This window comes from Maribacter sp. Hel_I_7 (assembly GCF_000688315.1).
In the GTDB taxonomy this organism is placed as follows: Bacteria; Bacteroidota; Bacteroidia; order Flavobacteriales; family Flavobacteriaceae; genus Maribacter; species Maribacter stanieri.
The window spans coordinates 864,226-891,177 of the sequence record NZ_JHZW01000003.1 but is presented as its reverse complement, the minus strand read 5'-3'; the positions used below and the strand labels follow the sequence as shown (position 1 = coordinate 891,177).

22 protein-coding genes are annotated in these 26,952 nt (G+C 34.6%); 3 read left to right on the top strand and 19 right to left on the bottom strand.

All coding sequences use genetic code 11. The features are described from left to right. Nucleotides 1-100 precede the first annotated feature (100 nt). Nucleotides 101-907: a phytanoyl-CoA dioxygenase family protein gene (locus P178_RS0115470; protein ID WP_027067065.1), complete on the top strand. Its 807-nt coding sequence runs from the start codon at nt 101-103 to the stop codon at nt 905-907. Beyond that, the gene (locus tag P178_RS0115465) at nt 908-1,741 is read left to right on the top strand and encodes a sugar phosphate isomerase/epimerase (RefSeq protein ID WP_027067064.1); all 834 of its coding nucleotides are present in this window, start codon (nt 908-910) and stop codon (nt 1,739-1,741) included. A gap of 65 nt (nt 1,742-1,806) precedes the next feature. Here the strand turns inward: P178_RS0115465 and P178_RS0115460 are convergent, their stop codons facing one another. The 3 genes from P178_RS0115460 to P178_RS0115450 all read right to left on the bottom strand — a co-directional run bounded on the left by P178_RS0115460 (nt 1,807) and on the right by P178_RS0115450 (nt 5,373). Continuing rightward, on the bottom strand, nt 1,807-2,445 hold the full coding sequence (locus tag P178_RS0115460; RefSeq protein ID WP_036146975.1) for a fasciclin domain-containing protein: 639 nt from the start codon (nt 2,443-2,445) through the stop codon (nt 1,807-1,809). A gap of 123 nt (nt 2,446-2,568) precedes the next feature. Beyond that, the gene (locus tag P178_RS0115455; protein ID WP_027067062.1) at nt 2,569-4,698 is read right to left on the bottom strand and encodes a catalase; all 2,130 of its coding nucleotides are present in this window, start codon (nt 4,696-4,698) and stop codon (nt 2,569-2,571) included. A 168-nt stretch (nt 4,699-4,866) separates the two neighbouring features. After that, nucleotides 4,867-5,373, bottom strand: coding sequence for a GreA/GreB family elongation factor (locus P178_RS0115450; RefSeq protein WP_027067061.1), 507 nt, complete (start codon nt 5,371-5,373; stop codon nt 4,867-4,869). A 196-nt stretch (nt 5,374-5,569) separates the two neighbouring features. Between P178_RS0115450 and P178_RS0115445 the strand changes: the two genes are divergently transcribed. Continuing rightward, nucleotides 5,570-6,676, top strand: coding sequence for a Gfo/Idh/MocA family protein (locus P178_RS0115445; RefSeq protein WP_027067060.1), 1,107 nt, complete (start codon nt 5,570-5,572; stop codon nt 6,674-6,676). Here P178_RS0115445 and P178_RS0115440 read toward each other — a convergent pair whose 3' ends face one another. From P178_RS0115440 to P178_RS0115365, 16 genes are all read right to left on the bottom strand, one after another. Then, nucleotides 6,677-7,507, bottom strand: coding sequence for a DUF1080 domain-containing protein (locus P178_RS0115440; RefSeq protein WP_081819456.1), 831 nt, complete (start codon nt 7,505-7,507; stop codon nt 6,677-6,679). 94 nt (nt 7,508-7,601) lie between these two features. Beyond that, a complete protein-coding gene (locus P178_RS0115435) occupies nt 7,602-8,339 on the bottom strand; it encodes a LytR/AlgR family response regulator transcription factor (protein ID WP_197026813.1) in 738 nt (245 codons plus the stop codon). Between the two features lie 43 nt (nt 8,340-8,382). Continuing rightward, nucleotides 8,383-9,399 (bottom strand): hypothetical protein, encoded by a 1,017-nt coding sequence (locus P178_RS0115430; protein WP_027067057.1) that lies wholly within the window; start codon nt 9,397-9,399, stop codon nt 8,383-8,385. A gap of 13 nt (nt 9,400-9,412) precedes the next feature. Continuing rightward, entirely contained in the window at nt 9,413-10,012 is a 600-nt protein-coding gene (locus P178_RS0115425) for a YbhB/YbcL family Raf kinase inhibitor-like protein (protein WP_027067056.1), read from the bottom strand. After that, nucleotides 10,009-11,340, bottom strand: coding sequence for a YHYH protein (locus P178_RS0115420; protein ID WP_036147435.1), 1,332 nt, complete (start codon nt 11,338-11,340; stop codon nt 10,009-10,011). The genes P178_RS0115425 and P178_RS0115420 overlap by 4 nt, the downstream gene beginning before the upstream one ends. 31 nt (nt 11,341-11,371) lie before the next feature. Continuing rightward, nucleotides 11,372-12,151, bottom strand: a complete 780-nt coding sequence (locus P178_RS0115415; protein WP_231500555.1) for a sensor histidine kinase — start codon at nt 12,149-12,151, stop codon at nt 11,372-11,374. Between the two features lie 261 nt (nt 12,152-12,412). Beyond that, nucleotides 12,413-13,633 (bottom strand): ABC transporter permease, encoded by a 1,221-nt coding sequence (locus P178_RS0115410; RefSeq protein WP_027067053.1) that lies wholly within the window; start codon nt 13,631-13,633, stop codon nt 12,413-12,415. Nucleotides 13,634-13,635: 2 nt separating this feature from the next. Continuing rightward, nucleotides 13,636-14,379: an ABC transporter ATP-binding protein gene (locus tag P178_RS0115405; protein WP_027067052.1), complete on the bottom strand. Its 744-nt coding sequence runs from the start codon at nt 14,377-14,379 to the stop codon at nt 13,636-13,638. A 2-nt stretch (nt 14,380-14,381) separates the two neighbouring features. Continuing rightward, a complete protein-coding gene (locus tag P178_RS0115400) occupies nt 14,382-15,605 on the bottom strand; it encodes an efflux RND transporter periplasmic adaptor subunit (protein ID WP_027067051.1) in 1,224 nt (407 codons plus the stop codon). Nucleotides 15,606-15,610: 5 nt separating this feature from the next. Then, nucleotides 15,611-16,942 (bottom strand): TolC family protein, encoded by a 1,332-nt coding sequence (locus P178_RS0115395; protein WP_027067050.1) that lies wholly within the window; start codon nt 16,940-16,942, stop codon nt 15,611-15,613. 159 nt (nt 16,943-17,101) lie between these two features. Beyond that, nucleotides 17,102-20,104 carry a WD40/YVTN/BNR-like repeat-containing protein gene (locus P178_RS0115390; RefSeq protein ID WP_027067049.1) on the bottom strand — a complete coding sequence of 1,001 codons (3,003 nt, stop codon included), beginning with the start codon at nt 20,102-20,104 and terminating at the stop codon, nt 17,102-17,104. A gap of 167 nt (nt 20,105-20,271) precedes the next feature. Continuing rightward, complete coding sequence (locus P178_RS22735) at nt 20,272-21,108, bottom strand: MORN repeat-containing protein (protein ID WP_051638331.1); 837 nt, start codon at nt 21,106-21,108, stop codon at nt 20,272-20,274. A gap of 22 nt (nt 21,109-21,130) precedes the next feature. Continuing rightward, nucleotides 21,131-21,964 carry a DUF2490 domain-containing protein gene (locus P178_RS0115380; protein ID WP_027067048.1) on the bottom strand — a complete coding sequence of 278 codons (834 nt, stop codon included), beginning with the start codon at nt 21,962-21,964 and terminating at the stop codon, nt 21,131-21,133. Between the two features lie 3 nt (nt 21,965-21,967). Continuing rightward, the gene (locus tag P178_RS0115375) at nt 21,968-23,857 is read right to left on the bottom strand and encodes a hypothetical protein (protein WP_155941659.1); all 1,890 of its coding nucleotides are present in this window, start codon (nt 23,855-23,857) and stop codon (nt 21,968-21,970) included. Nucleotides 23,858-24,053: 196 nt separating this feature from the next. Continuing rightward, nucleotides 24,054-25,604 carry an SDR family NAD(P)-dependent oxidoreductase gene (locus P178_RS0115370; protein ID WP_027067046.1) on the bottom strand — a complete coding sequence of 517 codons (1,551 nt, stop codon included), beginning with the start codon at nt 25,602-25,604 and terminating at the stop codon, nt 24,054-24,056. Nucleotides 25,605-25,641: 37 nt separating this feature from the next. Next, nucleotides 25,642-26,943: a DEAD/DEAH box helicase gene (locus P178_RS0115365; RefSeq protein WP_036146969.1), complete on the bottom strand. Its 1,302-nt coding sequence runs from the start codon at nt 26,941-26,943 to the stop codon at nt 25,642-25,644. Between the last annotated feature and the right edge of the window lie 9 nt (nt 26,944-26,952).

Here is a 26,952-nt window from a genome sequence, read left to right as displayed (position 1 = left end):
GAATTTAGTTAATAATGTTTAAATATGCATAGTATTGGTTAAAATAGAAAAACTAAAAGGCAAATGACATTTCTAAATTTACAGAACTAAAATTAGGACTATGCAAGAACACGATTTGCTTGACAGACATTATAAGCTTTCAAAAGAACAGATAGATTTTTATCAAAAAAATAGATATATTAAATTGAAAGATGTTTTTGATTCAGAAACCTTATCCTATTTTAACAATGTAATTTCAAAGAAGGTTATAGAGTTAAATAGAGCTCCTAGGCCCTTAGAAAAAAGGGATACTTATGGTAAAGCTTTTGTGCAGTTATTCAACTTATGGCAAGAGGATGATGAAATTAAATCATTTGTATTTTCTAAACGCATGGCAAAGATTGCATCAGATCTATTACAAGTTGATGGTGTACGATTATATCATGATCAAGCATTGTTTAAAGAAGCTGGCGGTGGTATTACACCTTGGCATGCAGATCAATACTATTGGCCATTAGAAACAGATAAAACCATAACCGCTTGGATTCCACTTCAGGAAACTCCGTTGTCTATGGGACCATTAGAGTTTAGTGCTGGCAGTCATGAAATAATGGATGGTAGAGACTTATCTATAAGCGATGAAAGTGAAAAAGCAATTCAGAACCGATTAAAGGTAACTGATTTTGAACATGTTATAGAGCCTTTTGATATTGGAGAAATTAGTTTTCACTCCGGTTGGATTTTTCATCGTGCAGGAGCTAATACAACCAATAATATACGAAAGGTTATGACCGTAATATATATGGATAAGGATATGAAGCTAAAAGCACCTAGTAATGAGGGTCAACAGAACGATTGGGATACTTGGTGTCCCGGAGTTAAAATTGGTGAAATAATAAATTCACCATTGAACCCTATTTTATATTAAATGAATACCATCAACTATTTATATCCTCATTGGGGAAGTGAACATTTAACAGCAGCGGGATTTATTAAATTGATAACTGATCATGGTTTTCAAGGTATAGAAATGAATCTGCCAAATGATAACGTCTTTGAAATTGAACTATTAGATGAATTACAAAAAGCAAGAAACCTATATCCAAATTTCACAGTTGTTTTGCAGCAAGTTTTACCAGTAGAAGCAGAAACAGTTGATGAATATATTTCAAATGTTTTAAAACAATTAAAACGAACATTGCCATATCAGCCAGATTTTATAAATTCTCATACAGGAAAAGACCATTATTCTTTTGATGAAAATTGTAAAATCATAGAAGCAGTAGAATCATTTTCAGATATAAATAATATTCCAATTTATCATGAAATACATAGGGGTAGATTTACTTTTCATTCCACTACTACCCTTGCCTATTTAGAAAAATATCCTGATTTGAAATTAGTGGGAGATTTGTCTCATTGGTGTGTCACCTCTGAAAGCATGTTGCAAGATCAAGAACACATTCTCCAAAAGATTTTTCCACGTATTAAGCACATTCATGCTCGAGTAGGTTTCGAGCAGAGTCCACAAGTAAACAATCCGTTTGCGCTTGAATGGGAAGATAATTTAAATCAATTTACGGTTTGGTGGCAACAAATAATAAATGAGCATCAAAATATGGAAGAATTTACCATTACTCCAGAATTTGGACCTTATCCATATATGCCACAAACTCCGTTTAACCAAATGCCACTGGCAAATCAGCAAGAATTAAATATTGAAATGCGAGACTACTTAAAACGAAAAATAACCATTTATTAAAATGAGTTTGAACATAAAAAAAGAGGACCAATTAGGTCCTCTTTTTGTTTAAAATAATAAATCTCTTACTTCATTATAAGTACGTCGTTTATAACGTGTACTACACCATTAGAAGCTTTTACATTTCCAAGAACAACTTCAGTCTTGTTCCCTTTTTCATCTTTTAAAACAATTTTTTCTCCTTTAAGACTTGCCGTTAAATCTTTTCCGCCAACCGTTGTAAATGTATATTTCCCATTTGCTCCCTTTATAGCTTCTACCAGTTTATCGCTAGTAATTACTCCAGAAACTACATGATACTGAAGTACCTGGGTCAATAATTCTTTGTTTTCTGGTTTTCCTAATTCTGCAATAGACATTTTTTTAGGTAGCTTCTCAAAAGCATTATTAGAAGGAGCAAAAACAGTATAACTTCCAGGTTCCGATAACATTTTATCTAAATCTGCAGCTTTCAAAGCAGAAACCAATGTAGATAGTTCTTCGTTATTGCTAGCTACTGCTGCAATACTGGTTGCCATCATTTCTTTTTTCTTCGTCTCTTCTTTTACTTTAGCCTCTTCAGCTTTCATATTACTTTCTTCCATGGAAATTTTCTCTTCCAAAGCTTTTTTATCAGCGTCTATTTTTGCTTGGTCTTTACATGAGCTCAAAGCAAAAACTGCTACAGCAATACAAACTAAATTTTTAATATTTCGTGTTTTCATAATTAACTGTGTTTATTTATTTACGTACTATTTTAACTTAGATTTCCATTATTGTCTTGCATTGGAATATTCTGTTAAAGTATGTTATGTTCAACGGATTTTAAAATGTGAGGAATATTGAATTTATACCGGAACGTTATTGGTATGTTGTCTTCTTTCCCAATTTCTATGTTTAGCGATACTGCCTACAAAATTAGATGCAGTGTCATTAACATGAATAGCTTTGTCCTCTTTAAAATTAACTACGAAGGAAGCATTTAATAGCTCCTCACCTTCATCATTAACAGCGATAGCTTTGCAATACTTGAAAGTCTCATTTATAAACTTTAAATATTTTCCATTATTAAGCAATGTATTTATGGATTTCTCACCACCAGGAATGTAAATAGCATCAAATAGTACACTTTCGGTAGTTGCAATTGCAGCATCAACTTTATGTGACATACCTTCGTCACACTTTATGGAACCACCGTGTGGAGCTACAATTTTAACTACAGCACCTTCTTCTTCTAATGTTTGTTTAAAAGGTTTGAAATTCTTCATGCTAAATCCATCGGCTGCTAATACAGCTATTTGTCTAGTTGCAATACTGTCAAATTTGGTGTTGGCCATGCTCAGTGCTTCAGACTTCTCTAAATAAATTTTCTTCTTACCAGGTTGGTGTTTTTCTATATCCGCATCTGCTCCTATGGCTTGATTAATAGGTTTATCTATAGTAGATGGTATTTCCATACCAAGTCCTTCCGCTACTTCTTTAGAGAGGTCGGTATCAATTTGTGAAATCAGCCAAAGCATACGTTGTTTAATATGATCATGGTTGCATTTTCCTAATTCAAAAGTATATGCGGCAACTACATGCTCCTTTTCCCAATCTGCTAAACTTCTGTAAAACAATGCAGGCTGTGAGAAGTGATCATTAAAACTTTCACTCCTTGTTCTTATTTTCTTAGCATCAATACGCTCTTCGTAAGAATGAAAAGCTCCTTCAGCCATTTTTGAAAGATGTGGACACCCACCACTTAAACTATTTGGAAAATATGCTGTTTGTCCTTTAGGTATATCCATCTGCATATGGGCATCACGCTGATTATTATGCGTTTCCACAATAGGACGATTAATAGGAATTTGATGAAAATTAGGACTGCCCAATCTAGATAACTGAGTATCGCGATAAGAAAATAAACGCCCTTGTAATAAAGGATCATTTGTAAAATCTATACCAGGAACTATATGCCCAGGTAAAAATGCAACCTGTTCCGTCTCTGCAAAAAAGTTTTCTGGATTTCTGTTCAAAGTCATTTTACCTATTATTTTAACAGGCACCATTTCTTCAGGTATTAATTTTGTTGGATCCAATAAATCAAAATCATATTTATGCTCATCTTCTTCAGGTACAATTTGTACACCTAATTCCCATTCTGGGTAGTGTCCTGATTCAATAGCATCCCATAAATCTCTACGATGAAAATCTGGATCTGCACCATTTATTTTTACAGCTTCTTCCCAAGTAACGGAATGTACACCCAATTTTGGTTTCCAATGAAATTTAACGAAATGAGCTTCCCCTTTATCATTGATCAATCTGAACGTATGAATTCCAAAACCTTCCATCATTCGTAAACTTCTTGGAATTGCACGGTCACTCATCACCCAAATATGATTATGAAGAGTTTCTGTAGTTAAAGAAACGAAATCATAAAAAGTATCATGCGCTGAAGCAGCTTGTGGAATTTCTTTATTAGGTTCTGGTTTAACCGAATGAATTAAATCAGGAAATTTCATGGCATCTTGAATAAAAAATATGGGCATGTTGTTCCCAACCAAATCCCATGTGCCTTCTTGTGTATAGAATTTTACAGCAAAACCTCTTACATCTCTTGCCAAATCTGGAGAGCCTTTAGAGCCTGCAACCGTTGAAAAACGAGCAAAAACAGGAGTCTTTCTTGCAGTGTCTGTGAAAATACCAGCTTTACTATATTCTTCTAAACTATCATAAAGTTCAAAATATCCATGAGCCGCGCTACCACGAGCATGCACAATGCGTTCTGGTATTCTTTCATGGTCAAAATTGGTAATTTTTTCACGTAGTAAAAAGTCTTCTAATAACGTTGATCCACGCTCGCCAGATTTTAAGCTGTTATTCGTGTCATTGACTTTTAAACCTTGGTTGGTTGTCAATGCTTTACCGGACATATCCTTTTTGGACTTCTCTAAATCCTTAATTTTTTTAGTGTCAGTTTTATCGTTCTTCATAGTGTTAGGATGTTTTATTCTGAACAATAAAATTATAAGTAACCAGTAGTTATGATTAGCTGTGAAAAAAATAAAAAGAGCTCAAATAAGAATAAATGATGTAGTTATATCTTTGTAGGATTGAATCTTAAGAGTTTATAGTTCAAAAAAATAATAGGTGAATTGAATTCAATTGGAATAAGATATATTAGTGATTTTAAACAACCGTTCTACCTTACCTAAATTTAAAATTGCAGTATCACCTACTTTTTTAGAAATCAATATTCTGGCAATAGGAGAAAGAAACGATATTTTATTTTCAGCAATATTTGCTTCATCAACCCCTACAATTTGAAACTCTTGATCAGTTTTAGCAGAATCAATCAATAAAGAGATTGTTGCTCCAAACCTAACTTCATTTTTGGGTTGTTCTTCTAGGTTTACCATTTTTGCACTAGAAATGCGTTCATTCAATAATTGTAATTTGGCGTTTATTAAATTACTGGTTATACGACGTTCCTTTTCATTGTCATTTGGTAAAGATTCCTTTTCATTTTGTAATTTTTGTCGTTCTTCTAACAGCTTATTAAATCCGTTTTTAGTCACGTAATTAACTGCTCCTACAGGTAAATCTGCCCTTGGCGGTACCATTGGTATTTCTTCTTGATCTTCTTCTTTTACGAACCCTCTACTCATTACTCTGTAATTTAGAATAAAGTTAGCCACTGGGCATGGGTAGCATTAATGAGATTCAATATTTAATTACCTCAATTGGTAATTTTTAATGAATGGAAGGTAGCATATCCTATTCCTAACAATAAATTCAAATTCAATGTGATTATTACACTTCCAGTTTCATTATATTTAGGTACTTAATTAACAACAACAAAATATGAGCTCAAGAAGAAATTTTATAGAAAAATTATCTGTTACCGCAATAGGTTTACCACTTTTATATAGTCCGGCGCAACTATTTGCCAATGATACGGAACCGTATGATGGACCAATTTTAAAGGTTGCTATTATGGGATTAGGTAGTTATGGTACACGAGTAGCAGAAGCTATGACATCTTGTAAAAGAGCTAAGTTGGTTGGTGTTATTAGCGGAACTCCTTCTAAGGTCAAGCAATGGCAATCTAAATATAGTATTCCGGCAAAGAACTGCTATAATTATGAAAATTTCGATGCCATAAAAGATAATCCAGATATTGATGCAGTCTACATTATAACTCCAAATGGATTGCATAAAGATCAGACGTTACGAGTAGCTAAAGCAGGTAAGCATGTAATTTCTGAAAAGCCAATGGGTATTAATGCTGAGGAAGGTCAGCAAATGGTTGATGCTTGTAAAGCGGCTAATGTAAAATTACTTATTGGATATAGAATGCATTTTGAACCTAAAACAGTAGCAGTTATTCAAATGCGAATAGACGGTGTTTTTGGTGATACTAAATTTTTTCAAGGTCAATCTGGTTTTACTATTGGTAATCCTACGCAATGGCGTTTAAATAAGGAATTGTCTGGTGGTGGTGCCATGATGGATATTGGTATTTACTCTATAAATGGAGCTAGATATATGCTAGGCGAAGAACCTATTTGGGTTACCGCACAGGAAACAAAAACAGATCCGGTAAAATTCAAAGAAGGTATTGATGAGACCATTCAGTTTCAAATGGGTTTCCCTAGTGGTGCAGTGGCAAATTGCCTTTCAACTTATAACATGAGCAATTTAGACAGGTTTTATATGACTGGATCTAAAGGTTTTGTTGAGATGCAACCTTCCACAGGATATGGACCTATAGAGGGGCGCACCCATGAAGGAAAATTGACCCAACCACACATTACGCACCAAACATTACAAATGGACGGTATGGCAGCATTAATTTTTGATGGTGTACAACCCATTGTACCAGTTGACGGAGAAGAAGGCGTTAAGGATATGAAAATTATAGATGCAATTTTCTTAGCGGCAAAAACAGGAGAGAAAGTTACCTTGTAATTAATACTCCATAAGTTCAATAGAACGAAAATCAATAGGGTGGCTGTTTGACTGTAAGGAGATAAAGCCACCTTTCACTTTTTTGTCCCCATTGGTCATCAACAATTTTGCTGTAGCGTTTTCACTATTATAAATTGGGTTGGAGTATCTTAAAATTTCTTCACCATTGACATAGTGGATAATTAAACCATCTTTAATATCAATTTCAGCAGTAACCCACTGATCGCCGTGAAATGTTTTTGAAACATCAGCAGGTATGCAAGTTGTTTTATTCTGTACTCCATTATGCTCTATGAACATTCCGTTAGTGCATGCAGCACCTAAAGGGCGTTCGTCTGTTCCATTTCCTCCATGAAAATTATATTCTAAACAAACAGGAAAGGCTTGATCTAACTTTTGAGTTGCTGGCGGTTGGCCATGAAATTGAATTCCACTATCACGATAGCCCCAAGTTGGAGCACCTGATGCCGTTTCTCCCACAAATCTATACACAACCTTTAATCTATAATTGGTAAGATATTTATCATAATATACTGTACCGAACCTATCGCCAAATTCCGGTCCGTATTCATCATACCTAACTTTTAAAATACCATCTTCTACCCTTAAGGTATTGCCGAAATTTTCACCTAATTCATGTCCAGGAATTTTAATGGTCCATCCACTTAAGTCATTTCCATTAAAAATAGAAACCCATCTTGTTTCAGTTTTGGCAGCATCTAGCTTAATTGCAGAATTTGTGGTATTAGTTACCTTTTTGTTTCCACAAGAAATTGACAGCACTAATGAAATGACAAAAAATACTTTGGTAAATGTAGAATGGATATTCATTTTCAGACAGAATTAAAAATCAATTTTAAATGTACTGAAAAATAAGTATGATTATTTAAATCTACTTGTTGTAATCTACTTCTAATATGAAATACTAAGAATTCAATGAATTATCGTTTATATAATCTAAAAACCGGGGCTTGTATTGTTCAGAAACGGTGATGCGTTGTTTGTTGATAATGATTTGACTACGCTCAATTACTTCAACATACTTTAGAGATACAATAAAAGAGCGGTGTACACGCATAAAATTAGAGTTGGGTAATTCTTCTTCTAAACTCTTTAAACTCATTAAAGTTAGAATTGGCTTAGGGTTATCTTTTATCCATATTTTTATGTAGTCCTTCAGACCTTCAAAATATTGGACGTCAGCCAATTTAATGCGCAATTGTTTGTATCCTGATTTTACAAAAAGGAATTCCTTTTCATCAGATACTATAGAAGGTTGTGTATTGCCTTTTACCAAAGAGAACCATTCTAAGGCTTTGTTGGCAGCGGTTAAGAACTCGGCATAATCAAACGGTTTTAGCAAATAATCTAAAGCCTCTACTTTAAAACCCTCTAAAGCATATTGGTCAAAAGCAGTTGTAAAAATTACTCTAGAATGTTTTGGAAGCATTTTAGAAAATTCTATTCCAGTTAAATCCGGCATTTGAATGTCCAGAAATAATAGGTCTACTTTTTCAGTATTTAAAAACTGCATGGCTTCGATGGCGCTATTGCATTTCTTTTTCAACGTTAAATACGGAGTTTTCTCTACATAACTTTCTACTAGGTTAACAGCCATAGGCTCATCGTCAACAATCATGCAAGTAATTTGTATGCTTTCCATATCAGGTTTCTAATTTTAATAGTCTAAAAGTTTTTTTCTGTATTTATTTTACGGTATATCTAACTAATACTTCGTTATCTAAAATTACATTTGTAGACCATATAAATTGAGCATCTTCTTCATTATTATCAAACACATCAATAAAGTTTGTATACGCAGGTTTATTATCCACACCTATGGTGTTATTTGAAAACTCGGTTGCATTTGGCCAATCGCTATCATCAAAATCTGCCGATTCCCAATTTGATGGTGTTTTCCAATGCAAAGCATAATAAGCAGTACCATCATTAGAATCTTCAGTACTGCAAGCATCACTTAATCTTAAAGATCCTTCTTCAGAAGCACAAGACAAATCCTTCAAAGGTGCTGTGTAAAATGTTTGGGCTTTCCATGCAGAGTTTGTAGTAGCAATTATATCATCTTTAGAATTTTTAAAAACAGCGACCATACCACCATCTCCTGGGTGAAACGCTTGCCCCCTATTGGCTTCTGATCCCAAACCACTATTTTCTTCCCAATCTACCAATTTCATGGCTATTGTAAAAGGCGTTTTCACCTTAAAACGAACGATATTAGAATTGAATTGCGTAAAAGGAACATTGTCTTTGCCTACTTCAACACCATTGATGTACATTTCAAAATAGTTATCGGCAAATATGTATGCTGTAATTATTTCACCATCAGTATCAACTTCTATAATATCTGTTCCGTCTAAAGCGGCTAAAGCTTCATCTGCAGATGTATATTCTACCTTTGTACACGGATTAAATAAATCTGATGCAAAAGGAAAACTATCATCAGTAAAATTTACTTTTGCTGGAACAGTCCATTCACGACCATCTGTTGCTGTAGACGTACCAATTGGTGCTTCTCTACCCCTGTCACACTCAAAAATGTTTTCAGTAAGAACGGTTGCTGGCCCTTGAGATACAGATGCTGTTCCTGTATAAGTTTCTGAATTATCAGGTGTTGTATTTTTACTGTTTTGACCGTTTTTACAAGCTGTCATCGTTAAAGAAGCGAAAACAAAGAGTAGTAAAGTGTTCTTTAAGTATATCATCTTATTTTTATTTTTAATTTGAGTCTATAAAGGTTAATGTTGTTCTATCAATAATTTTCACCGTAGCCAATGCATTCTTAAATACATTGTAATCTACGTTTAAACTATGTTTTTTTGGTAAACTACTTGGCGTTTCTGAAAGGGCGTAAAGAGCTATAGTATACTCATGCTTGCCTTTTCCACGAGAGCAGGGAGATGTATATGATATTGCAGTACCATCTTTATTGGCTCCCATAAACCAATTTCCATTAGAAGCCATTTTATATGGTATTCCTTTGATTTCAGGATCAATATCCCATAATAGCAGATAAGAATTAATCTCTGTTTTATCATCTTTCTTTGGATAATGATACATGACAATTGCTAACGATTTAGTGCCTTCTGGAACATTTTCCCATGAAAGTGGAATGGAATTTTCAACATCATTGACCTTTTCTTCACATTTATAATCATCCAATAAAACACCATTCTTTATGGCGATACTAGTTAGTTTAAAATCTGAATGAATTGTTTTAAAGTCATCATGATTTAGTTCTGTTATTTCTCTGTTACTATTTTTACAAGACAATAAGCAAATAAAAAGAAAGGGAACTATAAACTTTGAATATTTCATTTTTCTCTTGGTTTATAGTTTTCAACAGTTGAAGTACCATCAGGATTTATAAATTGATAGCTATAATTATCTTCGCTATCCCAATTATAATTGATAATATATTCTTTGGAATCTAAACTGTAGGTTAAGGAATATGAGTTCTCTCCTAAGGATTTAAAATCAATAATCTCCGCACCTCGTAACGGTCTTAACGCAGGTCTTAATTCTTGTGTTCTAGGTTGCGGATACACTTGGTTTTCAGGTGCTTTTGTTTTTGGGTCTAATTGTACTTCGCCCCGCATACCTGCAATAAAATAGGGATATTCTTTAATTGTGTGATATTGATACGAACCATCTGGATTTGTTTTTCCTAAATATTCATCTAATGTATCTGTGGTTTCTCCATAAACCGGAAAACCATCTACTGCATAAGCAACTGGATTCCCCGCACCAACTTGGTCCTGCAAATGTAGAGGTGGTAAATGGTAGTGATAATCATCTGCACGACCACAATGTCCGCCCCAATTATCTAATTCTCCAATAGCGTTGGCATCTTCGCCTCTGTTATTTAAAGGGTTGAAAATGGGTATTCCATTCACCGCAACAGCAATTGCTCCTTTTAACAAATTGGTTTTTGTAGATAACGGATGTTCAGCCATTTTTGGATGAGTAGGTATTGCCCAACTATTGTCACCGGTATAATTTTGCTTAATAGGCACTTGTTGTTGCCAGTTTGTAATACCAACCATCATATCATGATCTGGTAAGCCATTGGATGAAACATAAAGATAGTTTTCGTCCGAATGTGTACTGACATCTTCAAATCTCTCAAAAAAAGCTCGCATCTCTGCAACGTTGTTTTCTGGTACTTCTAAATTATTGGTTTTAGTAGAATTCACATTTTTACAGGATACAATCAAAATAACCCCTAAACCAAGTACTCCATGTGTTAGGTACACTACTGTTTTTTGTTTTATCAGCTTAAAAACAGAAAAAGACAAAAGAAGAATACCGAAACTAATAAGCACCCAATCAAAAATTGATAATGATTGTGAACCAAGTTGAATAGCTGTTCTGCTATTTAATGAATTAATGAACTCATTTTTTGTTTTAATAAACTTTTGATCAGCTTCTGCAAAGTCTGTAATTTGAAAAGTTTGAATACTATGGTTGCCGTCCATAAGCCAAACTTCACCATTTTCATATGAAATAAAATCAGCCTTGAATAGTTCATTTGTAGTTAACTCCCATTGTTTGGATGGAATTCCATGTCCGCCCTCATGAGCAATAATAGAATTACTTATTAGAAGAAAAATGCAAATTAGAAATGTATATTTTTTGTGATTCATTGATTGGGGTTCTATATTCTTTTTCAGTGTTTTAAATTTCAATTTTTAAATACACAGAATAAATTCCGTTCTTGATTTCTTGCTGAAAAAGATGTTTGCCAGGGTATAATAACTCTAATCTTTTCTTAAGGTTGGGTAGACCAATACCAGAACCACTTTTATCATTTATTTGTTTAGGGAAATTATAATTTTCGATTTTAAAAATCACTACATTTTCATTAGTAATCATATCTATTGAAATTACACTCTCTTTACTGGCAGAAACCCCATGTTTAAAAGCATTTTCAATTAGAGAGATGAACAGTAATGGAGCAATTTTAGTCTGTGGCTCACTAATTGGAAAACTAGATTCTACGGTTGTTTTATCTGTTAAACGAAGATTCATTAAGTCGATATACTTTCTCATGAATTCAATTTCCTTTGAAAGAGGAACTAATTCAGTACTTGTTTCATATAGCAAATAGCGCATTAGCTTGCCTAAACTATGAATAGTAGATTTTGCTTTATCTGGAGATATATCTACAAGTGAATAAATATTATTCAAAGAATTGAAAAAGAAATGGGGTTGTAGCTGATATCTAAGATGTTGCAGTTCCGTTTGTAATTTAAAGTTATCCGCTTCCTTTTTCTCTGCTTCAGTTCTAACCCATCTTTTAGTGGTCTTAATGGCTATTGAAAAAAGTAAAGGAGCAGCATAGGATAACATTTGTACATATAAGAACAGTTTAAATGGAGGTCCTTCCCTATTATCCTCTGGCGGACGTTTCTTTATGAGTTCGGCAAAATAATTATCCTCAATAAATTCTTTCATCAAAATAAAAAAACCGATAATCACTAAATTGAGAAGAATAAATACTACCGTTTTATTCGAAAAAAGGAATTTGTCTATTAGTATGAAATAATTCAGATAAAATATGATTGCATAGAACAACATCGGTATTAAGAAATGGGCAATTAATCTGTTATTGTCCAATTCTTGACCGTATGATAAAACAAAAGGTATGCTGAACAGCACCAGCCATATTAGTAGATGCTGAACTATGATTATTTTTTTATTCTTGTACATAATTATTTATTCATAACGTAATGCTGTGATAGGATCTAGTGACGATGCTTTTCTTGCAGGATACCATCCAAAGAAAATACCTGTTACTGCACAAACGGCAAACGATATTATTATTGAATACAGTGCCACACTTGTAGGCCAATGTAAGAACTTTTCTATAAAAAAAGTAGCACCTAAACCTAAGATTACACCAAGTAGTCCACCAGTAATACTTATTAAAATTGCTTCAATAAGAAATTGCATCAAAATATCAGAACCTTTACCGCCAACAGCCATACGAAGTCCTATTTCTTTTGTTCGCTCTTTTACCGATACATACATTATATTCATAATACCTATACCACCAATTAATAATGAAATACTGGCAACTGCAACTAAAAGAATAGTAAGCATTTCACTGGTAGAGCTAAATGTTGAAATTAGCTCCTCCATGGAACGAACCGTAAAATCATCATCTTCGGTATCCATTAATTTATGTTCTGCGCGTAAAATGTCGGTTACCTCTATTACAGCATCGGGTGCATCATCTTCACTAATGGCAGAAGCCATTATCTGATTCAAATAATCAATAGCCAGAATTCGTTTTTGTACCGTGGTGTAAGGAGCGATAACCACATCATCTTGATCTTGCCCAAATGTATTCTCCCCTTTTTCTTCTAAAACTCCAATAACTTTAAACGGAATATTATCAAAACGAATCATTTGACCTACAGGGTCTTGACCATCAGGAAATACATTGTCTACAACGGTTTGTCCAAGAACAACAACTTTAGAGGCAGATTTTACTTCGGCATCGGTGAACATACTCCCGCTTTGAAGCCCCACAACTTTAATCTCCAAATATTCTGGGTTAACACCATAGATGGTACTTGGCCAGTTATTGGCACCGTTTATTACTTGTCCGCCGCCATTAACAATAGGTGTTATATAACTTAGAAGTGTAGATTGATTTTTTATCGTTTCATAATTAGCAAGCGTTAGAGTTTGTACATCACCACCACTACCCCTTGCAGGACCTCTATCATCTGCCCCAGGACGTATAGTTATCATATTAGATCCCATACTTGAAATGGTACTTCTAATACTCTCTTTAGAACCTTCACCTATAGCTAACATGGCAATTACCGAAGCTACGCCAATGATAATCCCTAACATGGTCAACAAAGTTCTTGTTTTGTTTAGAATTATAGCTTTGAAAGCGATTTTGAATAGATTTAATAGTCTCATAATTAATCGTCTTGTTTAGGCAATTTTGCCAATTCTGCTGCTGCGGATTGTATTTTATGATTTTGATAATCTTGCATGATATCTCCGTCTTTTAATACAATTGTTCTACTACTAAACGTAGCTATATCAGGCTCGTGAGTAACAAAGGTGATGGTGATACCTTTCTTGTTCAATTCTTGAAATAAAGACATAATTTCATAAGAAGTACGTGTATCTAAATTACCCGTTGCCTCATCTGCTAAAATCATTACTGGGTTGTTTACTAGTGATCTAGCAATGGCAACACGTTGTTGTTGACCACCAGAAAGTTGAGAAGGTGTATGATGTAATCTATCTCCCAAACCAACCATTTCTAAAGCTATAATAGCCCGTTCTCTTCGCTCCTCTGTAGATACCTTGCTGTTATATAACAATGGTAGCTCTACATTTTCTATTGCGGATGTTCTAGCTAAAAGGTTATAAGATTGAAAAATGAATCCTATTTTCTCATTTCTAATTGTAGCCAGTTCATTTCTACTTAAATCTTTCATACTTTCGCCATCGATCTCGTAAGTACCAGATGTGGGTTGATCTAAGCAGCCCAATATGTTAAGCATAGTACTTTTGCCAGAACCACTAGAGCCCATAATAGTTACAAACTCCCCTTCCTTTATAGAGAATGATATTCCACGTAGCGCATGAACAGTTTCTGTGCCCATGACGAACTCACGTTTTAAGTCTTCTATTTTTATGATTTCTTTACTCATGCTTATTTCTTTTTACCTCCTGGGCGTTGTGGCATAAATGGACTCTCTTCTGTGCCACCTGCTGGGGCACCAGATTGAGTAGTTTCAGATTTTAAACTATATACCAATTTGTCACCTTCATTAATTCCGCTTAAAATTTGAACGTTTACTCCATCACTCGCACCTAATTTTACTTCTTTCGGAGTTATAGCTCCATTAGATTCTAAAACCCAAACTTTGGTAACATCTTCTTCATCGGTTGTTCTTGGTCCATTATTGGGGCGCTCTACCGTTAACTTCTCCTGCTCGTTGTATGCCATCATTTCTGGTGGTGTAGGCTTAAAATTGATCGCTTTTGCTTCTACCGATAACACATCTTTTAATTCGAGGGTGTAAATAGAAATAGTTGCTGTTAAACCCGGTTTAAGTTTCAAATCAGGATTATCAGCTTTGATAACCACTGTGTAGGTAACTACATTTGAAGTAATGGTTGGATCTAATCTTACCTGCGTTACTTCACCTTGAAATTCTTGACCTTGATAAGCATCAACTGTGAAACTTACTCGTTGTCCTTCTTTTACAACCCCTATATCTGCCTCATCAACATCGGCCTCTACCTGCATTTCCTGTAAATCTTGTGCAATGGTAAAAAGTGTAGGTGTACTGTAGCTTGCGGCTACTGTTTGCCCCTCATCAATATCTCTTGAAAGTACCACACCATCTATAGGAGAATAGATATTTGCATAGCCTAAGTTTGTTTTTGCCTGTTGCAAGTCAGACAAACGTTGTGTAACGGTACCCTTTGCAGTTTCGTAATTGTAAACAGCTTCGTCAAAATCAGATTTACTAATTACTTGATTGTCGTATAACGATTTCTGTCTTTCATAAATGGTTTGCAAATAGTTTCTTTGACTAATAGCATTGTCATAAGAAGCTTGTGCTTGTGTAGTGGAAGCTTTAAGATTTGTTTTATCTAATTCCGCAATTAATTGCCCCTCTTTAACTTCACTATTGTAATCAACATATACTTTCTCCACAACTCCTGAGACTTGCGTACCAACATCAACTTGGTTTATAGGCTCAATAGTTCCTGTTGCAGTTACCATAGTGGTAACGTCCCCTTTTTTAGCTGCTATGGTTTTCGCTTCAATAGAAACACTGTCATCACCTTTTATAAAGCTATATGCTACAAAAGCTAAGACTAACAGCGCTAATCCTCCTATTATGATTTTTGTTTTATTTTTCATTTTGATTAAAGTTTAATATCTTTTCCTTGATAGAATTGTAATAATTGATGGTATAAAATATTTAGGTATTTGGATTGTAAATAGTTCTGTTGTGCATTGGTAAAAGTGTTTTGACTAATTACCAGATCTGTAGTACTTAAGTCGCCCAGCTCATATTTTTTCTGTGCTAGATTATAAGACTGTTCTGCTGCATCTTGGGAGACTTCTGCCGCCACTAATTGTTCTTGTGATGAAAGCGCATTTTGGTAGGCAGTTTCCACCTTTTTAATTACTTCCTTTTCAATAGTTTGTTTCTGAATCTCAGCTTTTTCTATATTAAAAGCAGCTGTTTGTACAGCAGTTTTTGTCTGGTTTCTATTGAAAATAGGTATGTTTAAACTTAGCCCTAACCTTTGATTAAAATTGACATCTAATTGATCGATGAAAGTATTGTCACTTATACTAGTGTAACCAGAACCAAGACTTCCTGTTAAAGCAAGGGTTGGTAAATATCCACCTTTCGCTATTTCTAATTCTTTTTCGTTAACTAGAATATTTGTTTTGCTAGCCTCTACCTCTGGTAAATACGATAAGGCATTGGTGTAAATAGCTTCTTTGTTTAGTTCTAGATTTATTAAGTCTTGATTCTCATCAACCGTTTCAATAGTTAAATCCTCTAAGGGCGATAATTCTAGTAATTGTTTTAAGTTGATAATGTTTAGTTCGTAATCGTTTTTTGCTGCAATTACGTTGTATTTATTAGTTGCTGCCTGGCTTTGAGCTTCTGTATAATCACTTAATGCAATAGTCCCTGCATCTAATCTTGATTTGGCACGTAGTACTTCCTTTTCTGAAGCAATTAGATTGTTTTCTGCAATGCTAATCCCTTCTTTACTATAAAGAGTTTGCAGGTAAGATTCTAGAATGCTTATTACAATATTGTTTTTAGCTTCTTGTGCCAATAAACTATTCTGTTCTATTAATAGTTGATTTTGCTTTACCTGATTACTTAATTGATTTCCTTGAAATAGGGTTACGGAGCTATTAATACCAAGATTGGTACTATGTATTTGATCAGAAACATAATCGCTCGTAATTGGGTCTATAGATGTACCACTAGAGAAGTTTTGGGAAGCACTACCAAATAAGTTTGGAAGCTTAGCAGATTTTGCTTTGTTATAATTTACTTCAGAAATACTGGTATTTAAATCAGCATCTTTTACGGTGATATTATTTTCTATTGCGTAAGAAATACAATCTTCTAAAGACCAAATTTTAGAAGCGGTATTGGTTTCTACATCCTGTGCAAAAGCAAAGTGAGCAAATAAAATGCTTGCTATGATTATATATTGTTTCATTTAAAGCGTGTTTTTAATTAACACTTCAAAAATGAAACTTTACACTTCTTTGGTAGAATGTAATAGAAGTCTAGCTTCTTTGTTTATACGGAAACCTTTATTCTATCGACGAGATTTTTGGGCAATTGTTGTTATTCGTAACAATTGCCCAGTAAATATTTAGTTAAGTTTTACTTTATTTTTCACAGAATTAAACTGTTGTTGTAACTCTTTAAGACGTTCTACTTCTTCATTGCCAGGCACTTTATCTGCACCACCAACGATATAGGATAAATAGGATATTTGGGCAACCAGCATTTGTTGAGGATATGCACCTTCATCATTTTTTATTTCTTTTAAAACAGTCTCTAAGGAAGCTTTTTCATCTCCTTTAGTTTTCTTGATTTGTGCTTCTAATTCTGACTGAAACTTTCTGGCTTCCGTTAATAAATCAAGCACTTTATTTTCAAAAGTTAAGTGATTAAGAATGATAGTATTATCTATACCTTCTTCTGCTAAACGTGGATCTACCAAAATTTCAAAAGGCTGCTCCAACGTCTTCTCTCCTACTGTTAATTTAGCAATATAGTTACCTGGTGGTGCTACAGGTCCATTTTTATATCGTCTAGATTCTTTATCGCTCCATGCACCTTTTTGACGCATATCCCATTGAAATCTGTTAATACCTTTTTTGGTTTCAAGCTTTGCATCAAAGTAACTAAAAGTCATACTAAGCCCCATATTTTCAACTTCTTCCTTGCTAGATTTAATCTTTGTAGAATCACTTAAAATAGAAGCGACAGACTGTTTGTTAGCGTTTAAAATTTCTAATTTCACCTCACTTTTAAGTTCCTTTGGTAAGTAATAATCAATTATAACTCCGGTTGTTGGGTAGTCAGGAAAACCTTTTGCTCTTCTTGGTGTACGATATCTAATCGTGTTATCTGGTTTGAACAAAACAGGGGAATCCGCTAGTGTCGTAATATCTACATTTCTTAAGGAGGTAATATTATCTAATACCCAAAAACCACGACCCATGGTACTCAAAACCAAATCTCCTCTTTTAATAATGATATCGGTAATAGGTGTAACTGGTAAGTTTTGTTGAAACGATTTCCATTGTTTACCGTCATCCAGAGAAACAAACATTCCGTATTCTGTACCTGCATATAAAAGTCCCTCAGTTTCTGGGTCTTCACGTAATACTTTAGCTGTATAGTCAGCTGGAATTCCATTTGTAGTGGTACTTATCAATTCCCAAGTTTTACCATAATCCGCTGTTTTATAGAAATACGGAGTGGCATCACCTAGCAAATGTCTGTCTACCGAAATATATGCTTTTGCAGGGTCAAATTGAGAAGGTTCAATTGATTCAACTCTTCCGCCTTTTGGCATTTTCTTAGGTGTAACATTTGACCATGTTTGTCCGCCATCTTGAGTTATTGAAACAACCCCGTCATTAGATCCTGTCCAAATAAGATCTTTCTTTATTTTAGATTCTCTTATCGAATAAATTGTACTGTAATATTCTTCACCGGTAATGTCTCTAGTTATTGGACTTCCTGAAATCACTTGCTTATCTGCTTCAAAGGCAGTTAAATCTGGAGAAATGGTTTCCCAAATAACTCCGTCATTTCTTGTTTTATGCACAAATTGAGAACCCATGTAAACGACATCAGGATCATGTGGAGATACGTGAACAGGAGCTACACGTTGAAACCTGTATTTTAAATCTTTAGGGTTGTGACCGTAAATATTGGAAGCACCTATAGAGTATTCTCTACCTGTACCTGTTATTTTATTATAAACACTAAAGCGTCCTTTACAATTGTTGTAAACAATATTGTGATTGCCCGGTTTAGGAATTGACGGACCTGTTTCACAGCCACCAACTTCAATCATTACCTGTGTACCTTGAACAGAAGTTCCACTAGGTGCAGAACTCGGAATTGCAATGGTAGTATTATCTTGTTGTGCACCATAGATCCAATAAGGATATTGATCATCTACCGCTACCTGATAAATTTCAGCTGTTGGTTGGTTAAATTGTGAGGACCATGTTTTGCCTCCGTTATGCGATACATTGGCGCCACCATCATTACACTGAATTAATAAATCAGGATTATTGGGGTTTATCCAGATATCATGGTTATCGCCATGTGGTACAGCCATCATTGTCCAATTCTTACCACCATCCGTAGACTTTAATAACGGATTGGCATTAGAATACACAATATCAGGATTGGTTGGGTCTAACTCTATGTTTGTATAATAAAATGGTCTGTTGACCAAACCTTTATTACTTGACGTTTGAACAAATGTTTTTCCTTGATCAACAGATTTGTAAACTCCGCCTTCATCACCTGGTGCTTCAATCACAGCATAAAGAATACTTGAATCTACGGCCGATACTGCTAAATCTATTTTACCTATCAATCCTTTTGGCAATCCTGTTTCCAGCTTTATCCAATCTTCACCTCCATTAACTGATTTATAAATACCGCCTTCTTTGTTCTCTCCACCAGATATAATTGTCCAAGGAGTACGTTGTGCTTTCCAAGCAGCTGCATAAACAACATTAGGGTTGCCGGGTAAAAGTTCTAAATCTGCAAAACCTGTAGTATTTGAAATGTGCAGCATTTTTTCCCAAGTAGCACCACCATCAATTGTTTTGTAAATGCCTCGCTCTTCATTAGCTTTAAAAGCATCACCAATTGCAGCGACCCAAACGATGTTACTATTGGTAGGGTCAATTTCCACGGCGCCAATTTGTCCGGCTTTTGCCAAACCGATATGGTCCCAAGTTTTACCTGCATCTATAGATTTATATACTCCTTTTCCGCTGATGATGTTACTACGCAGTCCGTCAGAACCAGTTCCCACATAAACGATATTAGGGTCATTAAGAGCAACTTCAATAGCACCAATAGAAGGAGTATCAAAAAATCCGTCAGAAATATTATTCCAAGATGTGCCATAATCATCTGTTTTCCAAACACCGGCACCAGATGCACCTAGGTAAAAAGTACCTGGCAAAACAGGAGTACCAGTAACCGTAGTAACACGACCACCTCTAGAGGGACCAATAGTACGGTATTCAAATGCGGAAAAATCTTGGGCAAGAACTAAGGTTGTACTTAGTAAAAATGTAGAAATGGAAAGGAAACGAACAAAGGTTTTCATTTAGCTTAAATAATAGGTTGGTTAAAACCTAAAGTTACTTAAACTGATACGTATAACATATACTGAAAATCATTTTTACGATTTTCTTAATTTGACAATTACATATTGTGATTTGACGTAATCTCGTTGCTGAAAATTATATAATATGCTGCTATTATAGCGTATATCTACTTGTCAGTGTCTTTAAGCTTGTCATTTTCCCAAATACCACTTATAACAGAACCTTCTTTCTTATGAAAAATGCCTTTGCCATTTCGCATGTCATTTTTCCACTGTCCTTTGTATTTTTCACCGTTAGGCCAAAAATAAGTGCCTTCGCCATTTCGCATATCATCTTTGTAACTACCAATATAATATTCACCGTCAGGCCAGTAAAATGTGCCATTACCTTCGCGTAGATTGTCTTTCCATTCGCCTTCATACCTGCTACCCGTTTCAAGTACGGCAATGCCGATACCATTGGCCTTGTTGTTTTTTACTTGACCAACATAATGCAATCCAGTTCCTTTCTTACTAGTAAAACTAAGGTATTCTCCAAATGATTTATTGTTCAATTGCTTGCGCATATTACTTAGTTGAACGCGAGCTTTTTCTAATGCAAAACTTAAAGAATCTATACTTCTAATTTCACTTTGCGCAACTGGGGCAATAGCAATTGAATCGATGGATGTTTTTTTGGTTTCCTCATCAGAAGCATTTACAATATTATTTTGCATTAACTTTTTAGCAAGAGCAATACGTAATGGAATAACGCTGTTCAGCTCTTCATGATTTTGAAGTGTAGTATTATAAGATTCAATAGCTTTATTATAATCGCCTTTCATTAAAACAGAATCGATTGCGATTAGTTCTTTATTACCAGTTACAAGAACATCTAACTCCTTTTTTGCCTTGCTACTCTCCCCTATTTCATTCTGCAGCGTGCTTGATTTGATGCCAAAATAAATTGCCAATACAGATGTGATGGCTAACAGACCGTACAATGTTACATCTCTTTTTTTCATAGTGTTTGTTTGCTCTATGGTATTAATCTGTTAAGTGAATTTCTGGAAGCTTGTTTTTAACCTTTCTAAAATCTGGTGAATAGTATACGTGAAAACGCATCGCCCAACTTTGCTTGTAATACCCGCCGTTCTTTAGATCTTGACCCTGAGAATACATGGCACCTGCCGCAACAGTTAATCTTGGTGTAAGAATATAGCCCAAAGTAGTCGTTAATCGTAAATCTTCCATAGGACTAGCAACAACTGCTTTTCCACTTTGCATGATTAATTCAGCCTCAGGAGCTACATAAAAAGTCTTAGGTTTTAGCTTATGATTGTTCAAAGGGATTTTCATTCTGAACATATACCTCCATCGGTTTCTAAATATGTATTCACTATTCTCCACAAAACTTTGTGTCCAACGATGTTCAATACGAATACGGTGATAAATCATCATACTTGCCAATGACTGCGCAAATTGATACTGATGCCAAATACGCCATTCAGGTACTAAATTACGATCCGTAGAGGCTTCATCTGTATTGAAGTTTAATCGTAACACTCCGCCTAAACGAACATTGAAATATTTAGAGTGTATATACCCAATAGCGTGTCTATTATAAACCTGAGCTACTTGCCCAAAAAATGGTGTAGCTTCCGTTTCTTCTAATCTTAAATGCGTTTGTGCATCCCAAAATAAGCGTTTGCTTATTCTAATATTCCCATAAGTATTGATCCAGGTTTTGGTACCTAAATCTTTATACTTCGAATATTCTGGCAATTCTACGGCTTCTTTTTCTTGTGCTAATCCTTTAAAAACAAAGGCAAAAAGCATTAAAAAAGAAAGCTTTACGATATGTGTACGAAACGTTTTCATAGGCTATTGCTTTGTAGTGTTTTGTACATTCAACATCTCTAATACAGTAACAGGGTCTTTTTCTTTTTTGAGCTTTCTTTCCAGCTTTTTGGTGTCTTGATCTTTTAGTTCTAGAACCTTTTTGTACGTAGCCGTAATCGTATTGTTTAAATTTTTAATAGTCTCACAAGATATATGCTGTTCTATTTCAGTTAAGAAGTAAGGTTCTAAAATTTTGGAATAAGCTGATGTAATTTTCTTTTTAATATCCTCATCCATCAATGTTGCCATAAACGGATTCCAAATACGATCGGTATAACTTTCTTTAATAGCCGTATGGTATACTGGCATTTGCGAAACTGTTCTTGATAAATCGTTTAAATTGTCAAGACATTCAACCGTATTTCTAGCAGCATATAATCTGTTTTGAGCAGATTTTACTTTAGAGTAATCGTTCAATGTTGTACTAGCAAAAGATTTAATTTGATGTAAAGATTTGGCATATTTTAGTGGAATACTATCGTTTATCGCTTCAATAAAAGTTACTAATGAATCGTTCTGTAATATGATTTCCTCTTCTAAACTAGCCAACTCATTTTGTCTTTTTTCTTGCGCTAATGTTTCTTTAACCTCGTTGGCGATAGACAGAATACCGTCATATCCCATTTTAGCAACAGCTTCAATATTCGCTATGCTAGAATTATCGGTATTGGTTACAGCATTTGAAGTAATTGTATACGGCTTAGAAGATATTACACTATCTATTTGCATCTCAATATCCACTTTAGATTTTGGCATTCCTGCCGGAAATACATGGTTTATTAACTGTTGGCGCGATGTATATTCTAAAATACCCAAAGAATCATAACTTACAATTTCTTGAATAGGGGTAAGAAAATTTTCTTTTAGGTGAAGTACGGTGTTGTACTGATACGCTGTATTGGTATCAGATAATTTTAGAATATTTAATTGTGAATTGTGTAGTATAGATTCACTTAATTCATTTGCTTTTTTGTAATAGGATACGATGCTATCAACTTTAGAGACTTCTAAAGAATCTAACGCATAATAAGGAACCTTAACTTTAAATTCAGGAAGAAATTCTGACTTACCTAATTCAGATAATATATCATCAACCTCTTGGTAACGTGCTGCATTTTGCTTTAAAAGTTCAGGTAAACTATTATGATGTAGAATGTCAACATCTACTTGCGAAAGTTGAATTTCTAAGGCATTAATATAACCAGCATTTAGATTAATGATTTTAGTTTGCCCGTTATAGCCTTTGTATCCCTTTATGGTTTTATGATCACTTTCGTCATCCACCCTAATCGATTGCAATAAGCCATCTTTAAAATACCAGCTTTCAGATTGGTCCATTCCGTTTGAAGGAAATAAAGACCACTCATCATGAGCCAAACCATCTCGTAGAAATCTACCTACTAATGTATAGTTTTCATTATTTATGCTAAAATTCTTCTGCGGAACGCCATTTTCAAAAAAAATAACGCTTTTAAATATGGTATTTGATATTTCAGAATTTTCAATTTGTTCTTCTAAAATGGTCCATTTACCATTGGGTTTACCCATTTGAATTTTTCCGCTAGCGGATTTTTGAATTCCACTTACCAAAACGCGGTATTGGTAATCTATGATTTCAGATTGACTCTGGGAGTTGAATTTCCCGAATTGAAACTTCCATGGTCCGTTTGCGGTGCCATCAACGAAAGCTCCCTTAAATTGAAATGAATAATCTTGTTTCTGTAATAGCTCTTGAAGGTTGGAACGTAGTACCGTAAAATCGCCATCGAGAACAGTATCGTTCTCGACAAGTTTATAAGAATACGTTGCTTTACCGTTATACTTACCTATTTGTAAAGGTCCGTTATACGTTTGGGTTTCTTGACCGCTCATCGGAATAGAAATTCCGACAACTAAAAATACAAGAAATTGTAGTAATGGTTTGATAATTAGCCTAATCATGCCGCAAAAAAACGAAAATAGATTCAGACTAATAAATTAGAAGAGTAAGAATTTTAACTTTTTATTAAATGTTATTAAACAATTTAGAATACAGTAATAATATTAACTTATTCTAAGAATAATATAACTACCAATCTATTGGAAAATAGTCTTTTAGAAATTTTCCACACCAATGTTTTCCTGTATTTATACCATCGAATAATGGGTCCATTACTCTAGCGGCACCATCGACGATATCTAAAGGCGGTTGAAAATCGTGTACTTCTTGTTTCTTTTTAGCTAATTCTGCAGGGTCTTCATCGGTTACCCAACCGGTATCAACAGCATTCATAAAAATTCCGTCTTTTGCTAGTTCACCAGCAGCAGTATGTGTTAACATATTCAATGCAGCCTTCGCCATGTTGGTATGTGGATGACGCGATTCTTTGAAGAAACGGTGGAATTTACCCTCCATGGCCGTGACATTAATTATATGTTTCTGACCCGTATTTTCTTTTTTCATCAATTCTGCCAAACGGTTGCATAACACAAATGGTGCTACTGAATTAACCAACTGTACCTCAATCATTTCGGTGGTTTCAATTTCACCTAACTTTAACCTCCAGCTATTGGTTTTACGTAAATCTACCTGTTGCAAATCTGCATCCAATTCTCCTGTTGGGAAAACCTCTTGGGCAACCAAGGCATTATCAAAACTATATGGAATCTGAGACAGCTTTGCAGAGGCTCGTAAACCAATGCCAGGTTCTGGTCCGTGCCAAGTAACCGGCATGTTTTGATTAGGAGAAGCTTTAGAACTGAATGATTTTAATTCGTCTAAACAACTTTCATGGTCACTCAATACCATTTGGGCAAACTTTGGCAATGAAGAAAATTCACGTTCTTCATTTTCCATTAAGTGATGGTAAAATCCTGCTGGTCTACGTACCGTTTGTGCTGCGTTGTTTATTAATATATCAAGCTTGTCATATTGCTGCTCAATAAAATTGCAGAATATCTCAACACTAGGTATATGACGTAAATCTAAACCGTGAATTTTTAGTCGATGCCCCCAGTCCATAAAATCTTCCTCTTTAGAAAAACGAAGGGCAGAGTCTACAGGGAAACGTGTGGTAGCTATAACGGTAGCTCCACCACGTAAAAGCATTAAGGTAATATGGTAGCCAATTTTTAAGCGAGATCCGGTAATAACCGCAACCTGACCTTTTACATTGGCATTCTGAAATCTCTTTGCATAATTGAAATCACCACAATCTGTACACATAGTATCATAAAAATGGTGAAGTTTCGTGAACTCTGTCTTACATACGTAGCAGTTACGAGGAGTGGTAAGTTCAGGTAAATCTTTGCTAGCTAATTCTGCAGCAGGTAATAATTTAGGAGCTACAAAAACATGTGCTTCACGAGCGCTACGAATACCTGTTTCTTTACGTGCATGTTTATCACGAACTGCTTGCTTTCTTTTTTCGTTACGTTTGGCATCTTTAACCCGTTTAGCAAACTCTTGCTTATTAGGACGAGATAATTGACCGGCAACTTTAATTAAGGCAATTCTTCTATCTTCAGGAATCTCAAAAATTTGATTGGTATCTGTTACCAAACGATTTAAAATCTCAATACAACTTTCAATCTCGGTTAAATCGATTTCAGTTTCGTTCTCGTGTTGTTTATCCTTCATGATACTACCTTAAAAAGGGCAAAAATACTAACTATGATTAAAGTACGGTAATACGTACTTTCTTCTTTTTTAATCTAGAATTATTTAAACTGTCTACAAGTTCTTTTGACTTGTTCTTGGGAACGGCTACAAAAGCACAATCTTGTTTTAATTCAATATCTCCTAATTGTTCTCGCTTCAAACCACCTTGTTTAAAAAAAAGTCCGGCTATATCTCCTTTTGATATTTTATCTTTTCGTCCACCAGATATAAATAAGGTTTCCCAAAATGGGTCCCCTAACCTATTGGTTTTACCGATGTTTATTGGTTTTGAATTTGAAACAAACCCAGGTAATTTTTCTTTATCCCATTTTACAACATATGCGGTACCTGCTTCATTTACACGAGCGGTTCTACCATTACGATGGGTAAATTCTTCAACACGTTGTGGTAATTCGTAATGAATGATAAATTTTAATTCAGGAATATCAATACCTCTACCAGCTAGATCAGTTGCAACTAAAATACGACTACTACCATTTCTAAATTTAATTAAAGCACGTTCGCGGTCTTTCTGTTCCATACCACCAGAAAAGCACTCATGTAGTATATGTTTCTGACTTAGAAAAGAACTAACAGTATCAATACTATCCTTTAAATTACAAAAAATGATACCTGGTTCTTCTCCAATATATTTTAAAAGTTGAACTAATGTTTTCAACTTATCTTCTTCTTCAGAGATAACTGTACTTATAGTAAGTTTTGATGGTGTATTTTTCTTAAGATAATTGATTCTTCTTGGGTTTTCCATTCCCACAAACTTGGGAATTTTAACAGCTTCCGTTGCCGAAGTAAGAATACGTTTTTTAAGATTTGGTAATTCCGCAAGAATTTCAGTCATCTCCTCTTCAAATCCGACTTCTAAAGACTTATCGAATTCATCAAGAATTAAAGTATTAATATGCTCTTTTGTAAAACGATCAGCCATAAAATGGTCAAGAATTCTACCAGGCGTTCCAACTAAAATTGCAGGAGTATGTTTTAGCTCTATCTTATCTTTAGACATAGCTCTACCACCATAAATGGCATTCACTTTAAAACCAGTACCCATATTACGAATAACTTGTTCTATCTGAATAGCCAATTCGCGAGAAGGAACTAGAATCAATACCTGAACTTCTGGGTTGTTATGGTCCAATAAATCTAAAACCGGTAAAAGAAAAGCCAACGTTTTTCCTGTACCGGTCGGAGAAAGTAATATGGTATTATTCGATGATGAGATAGCATCTAATGCGCTCTCTTGCATCGGATTCAACGCATCAATATTCAATTTTGATAAAATCTCTTGTTGATTTTTCATGCGTTTTTG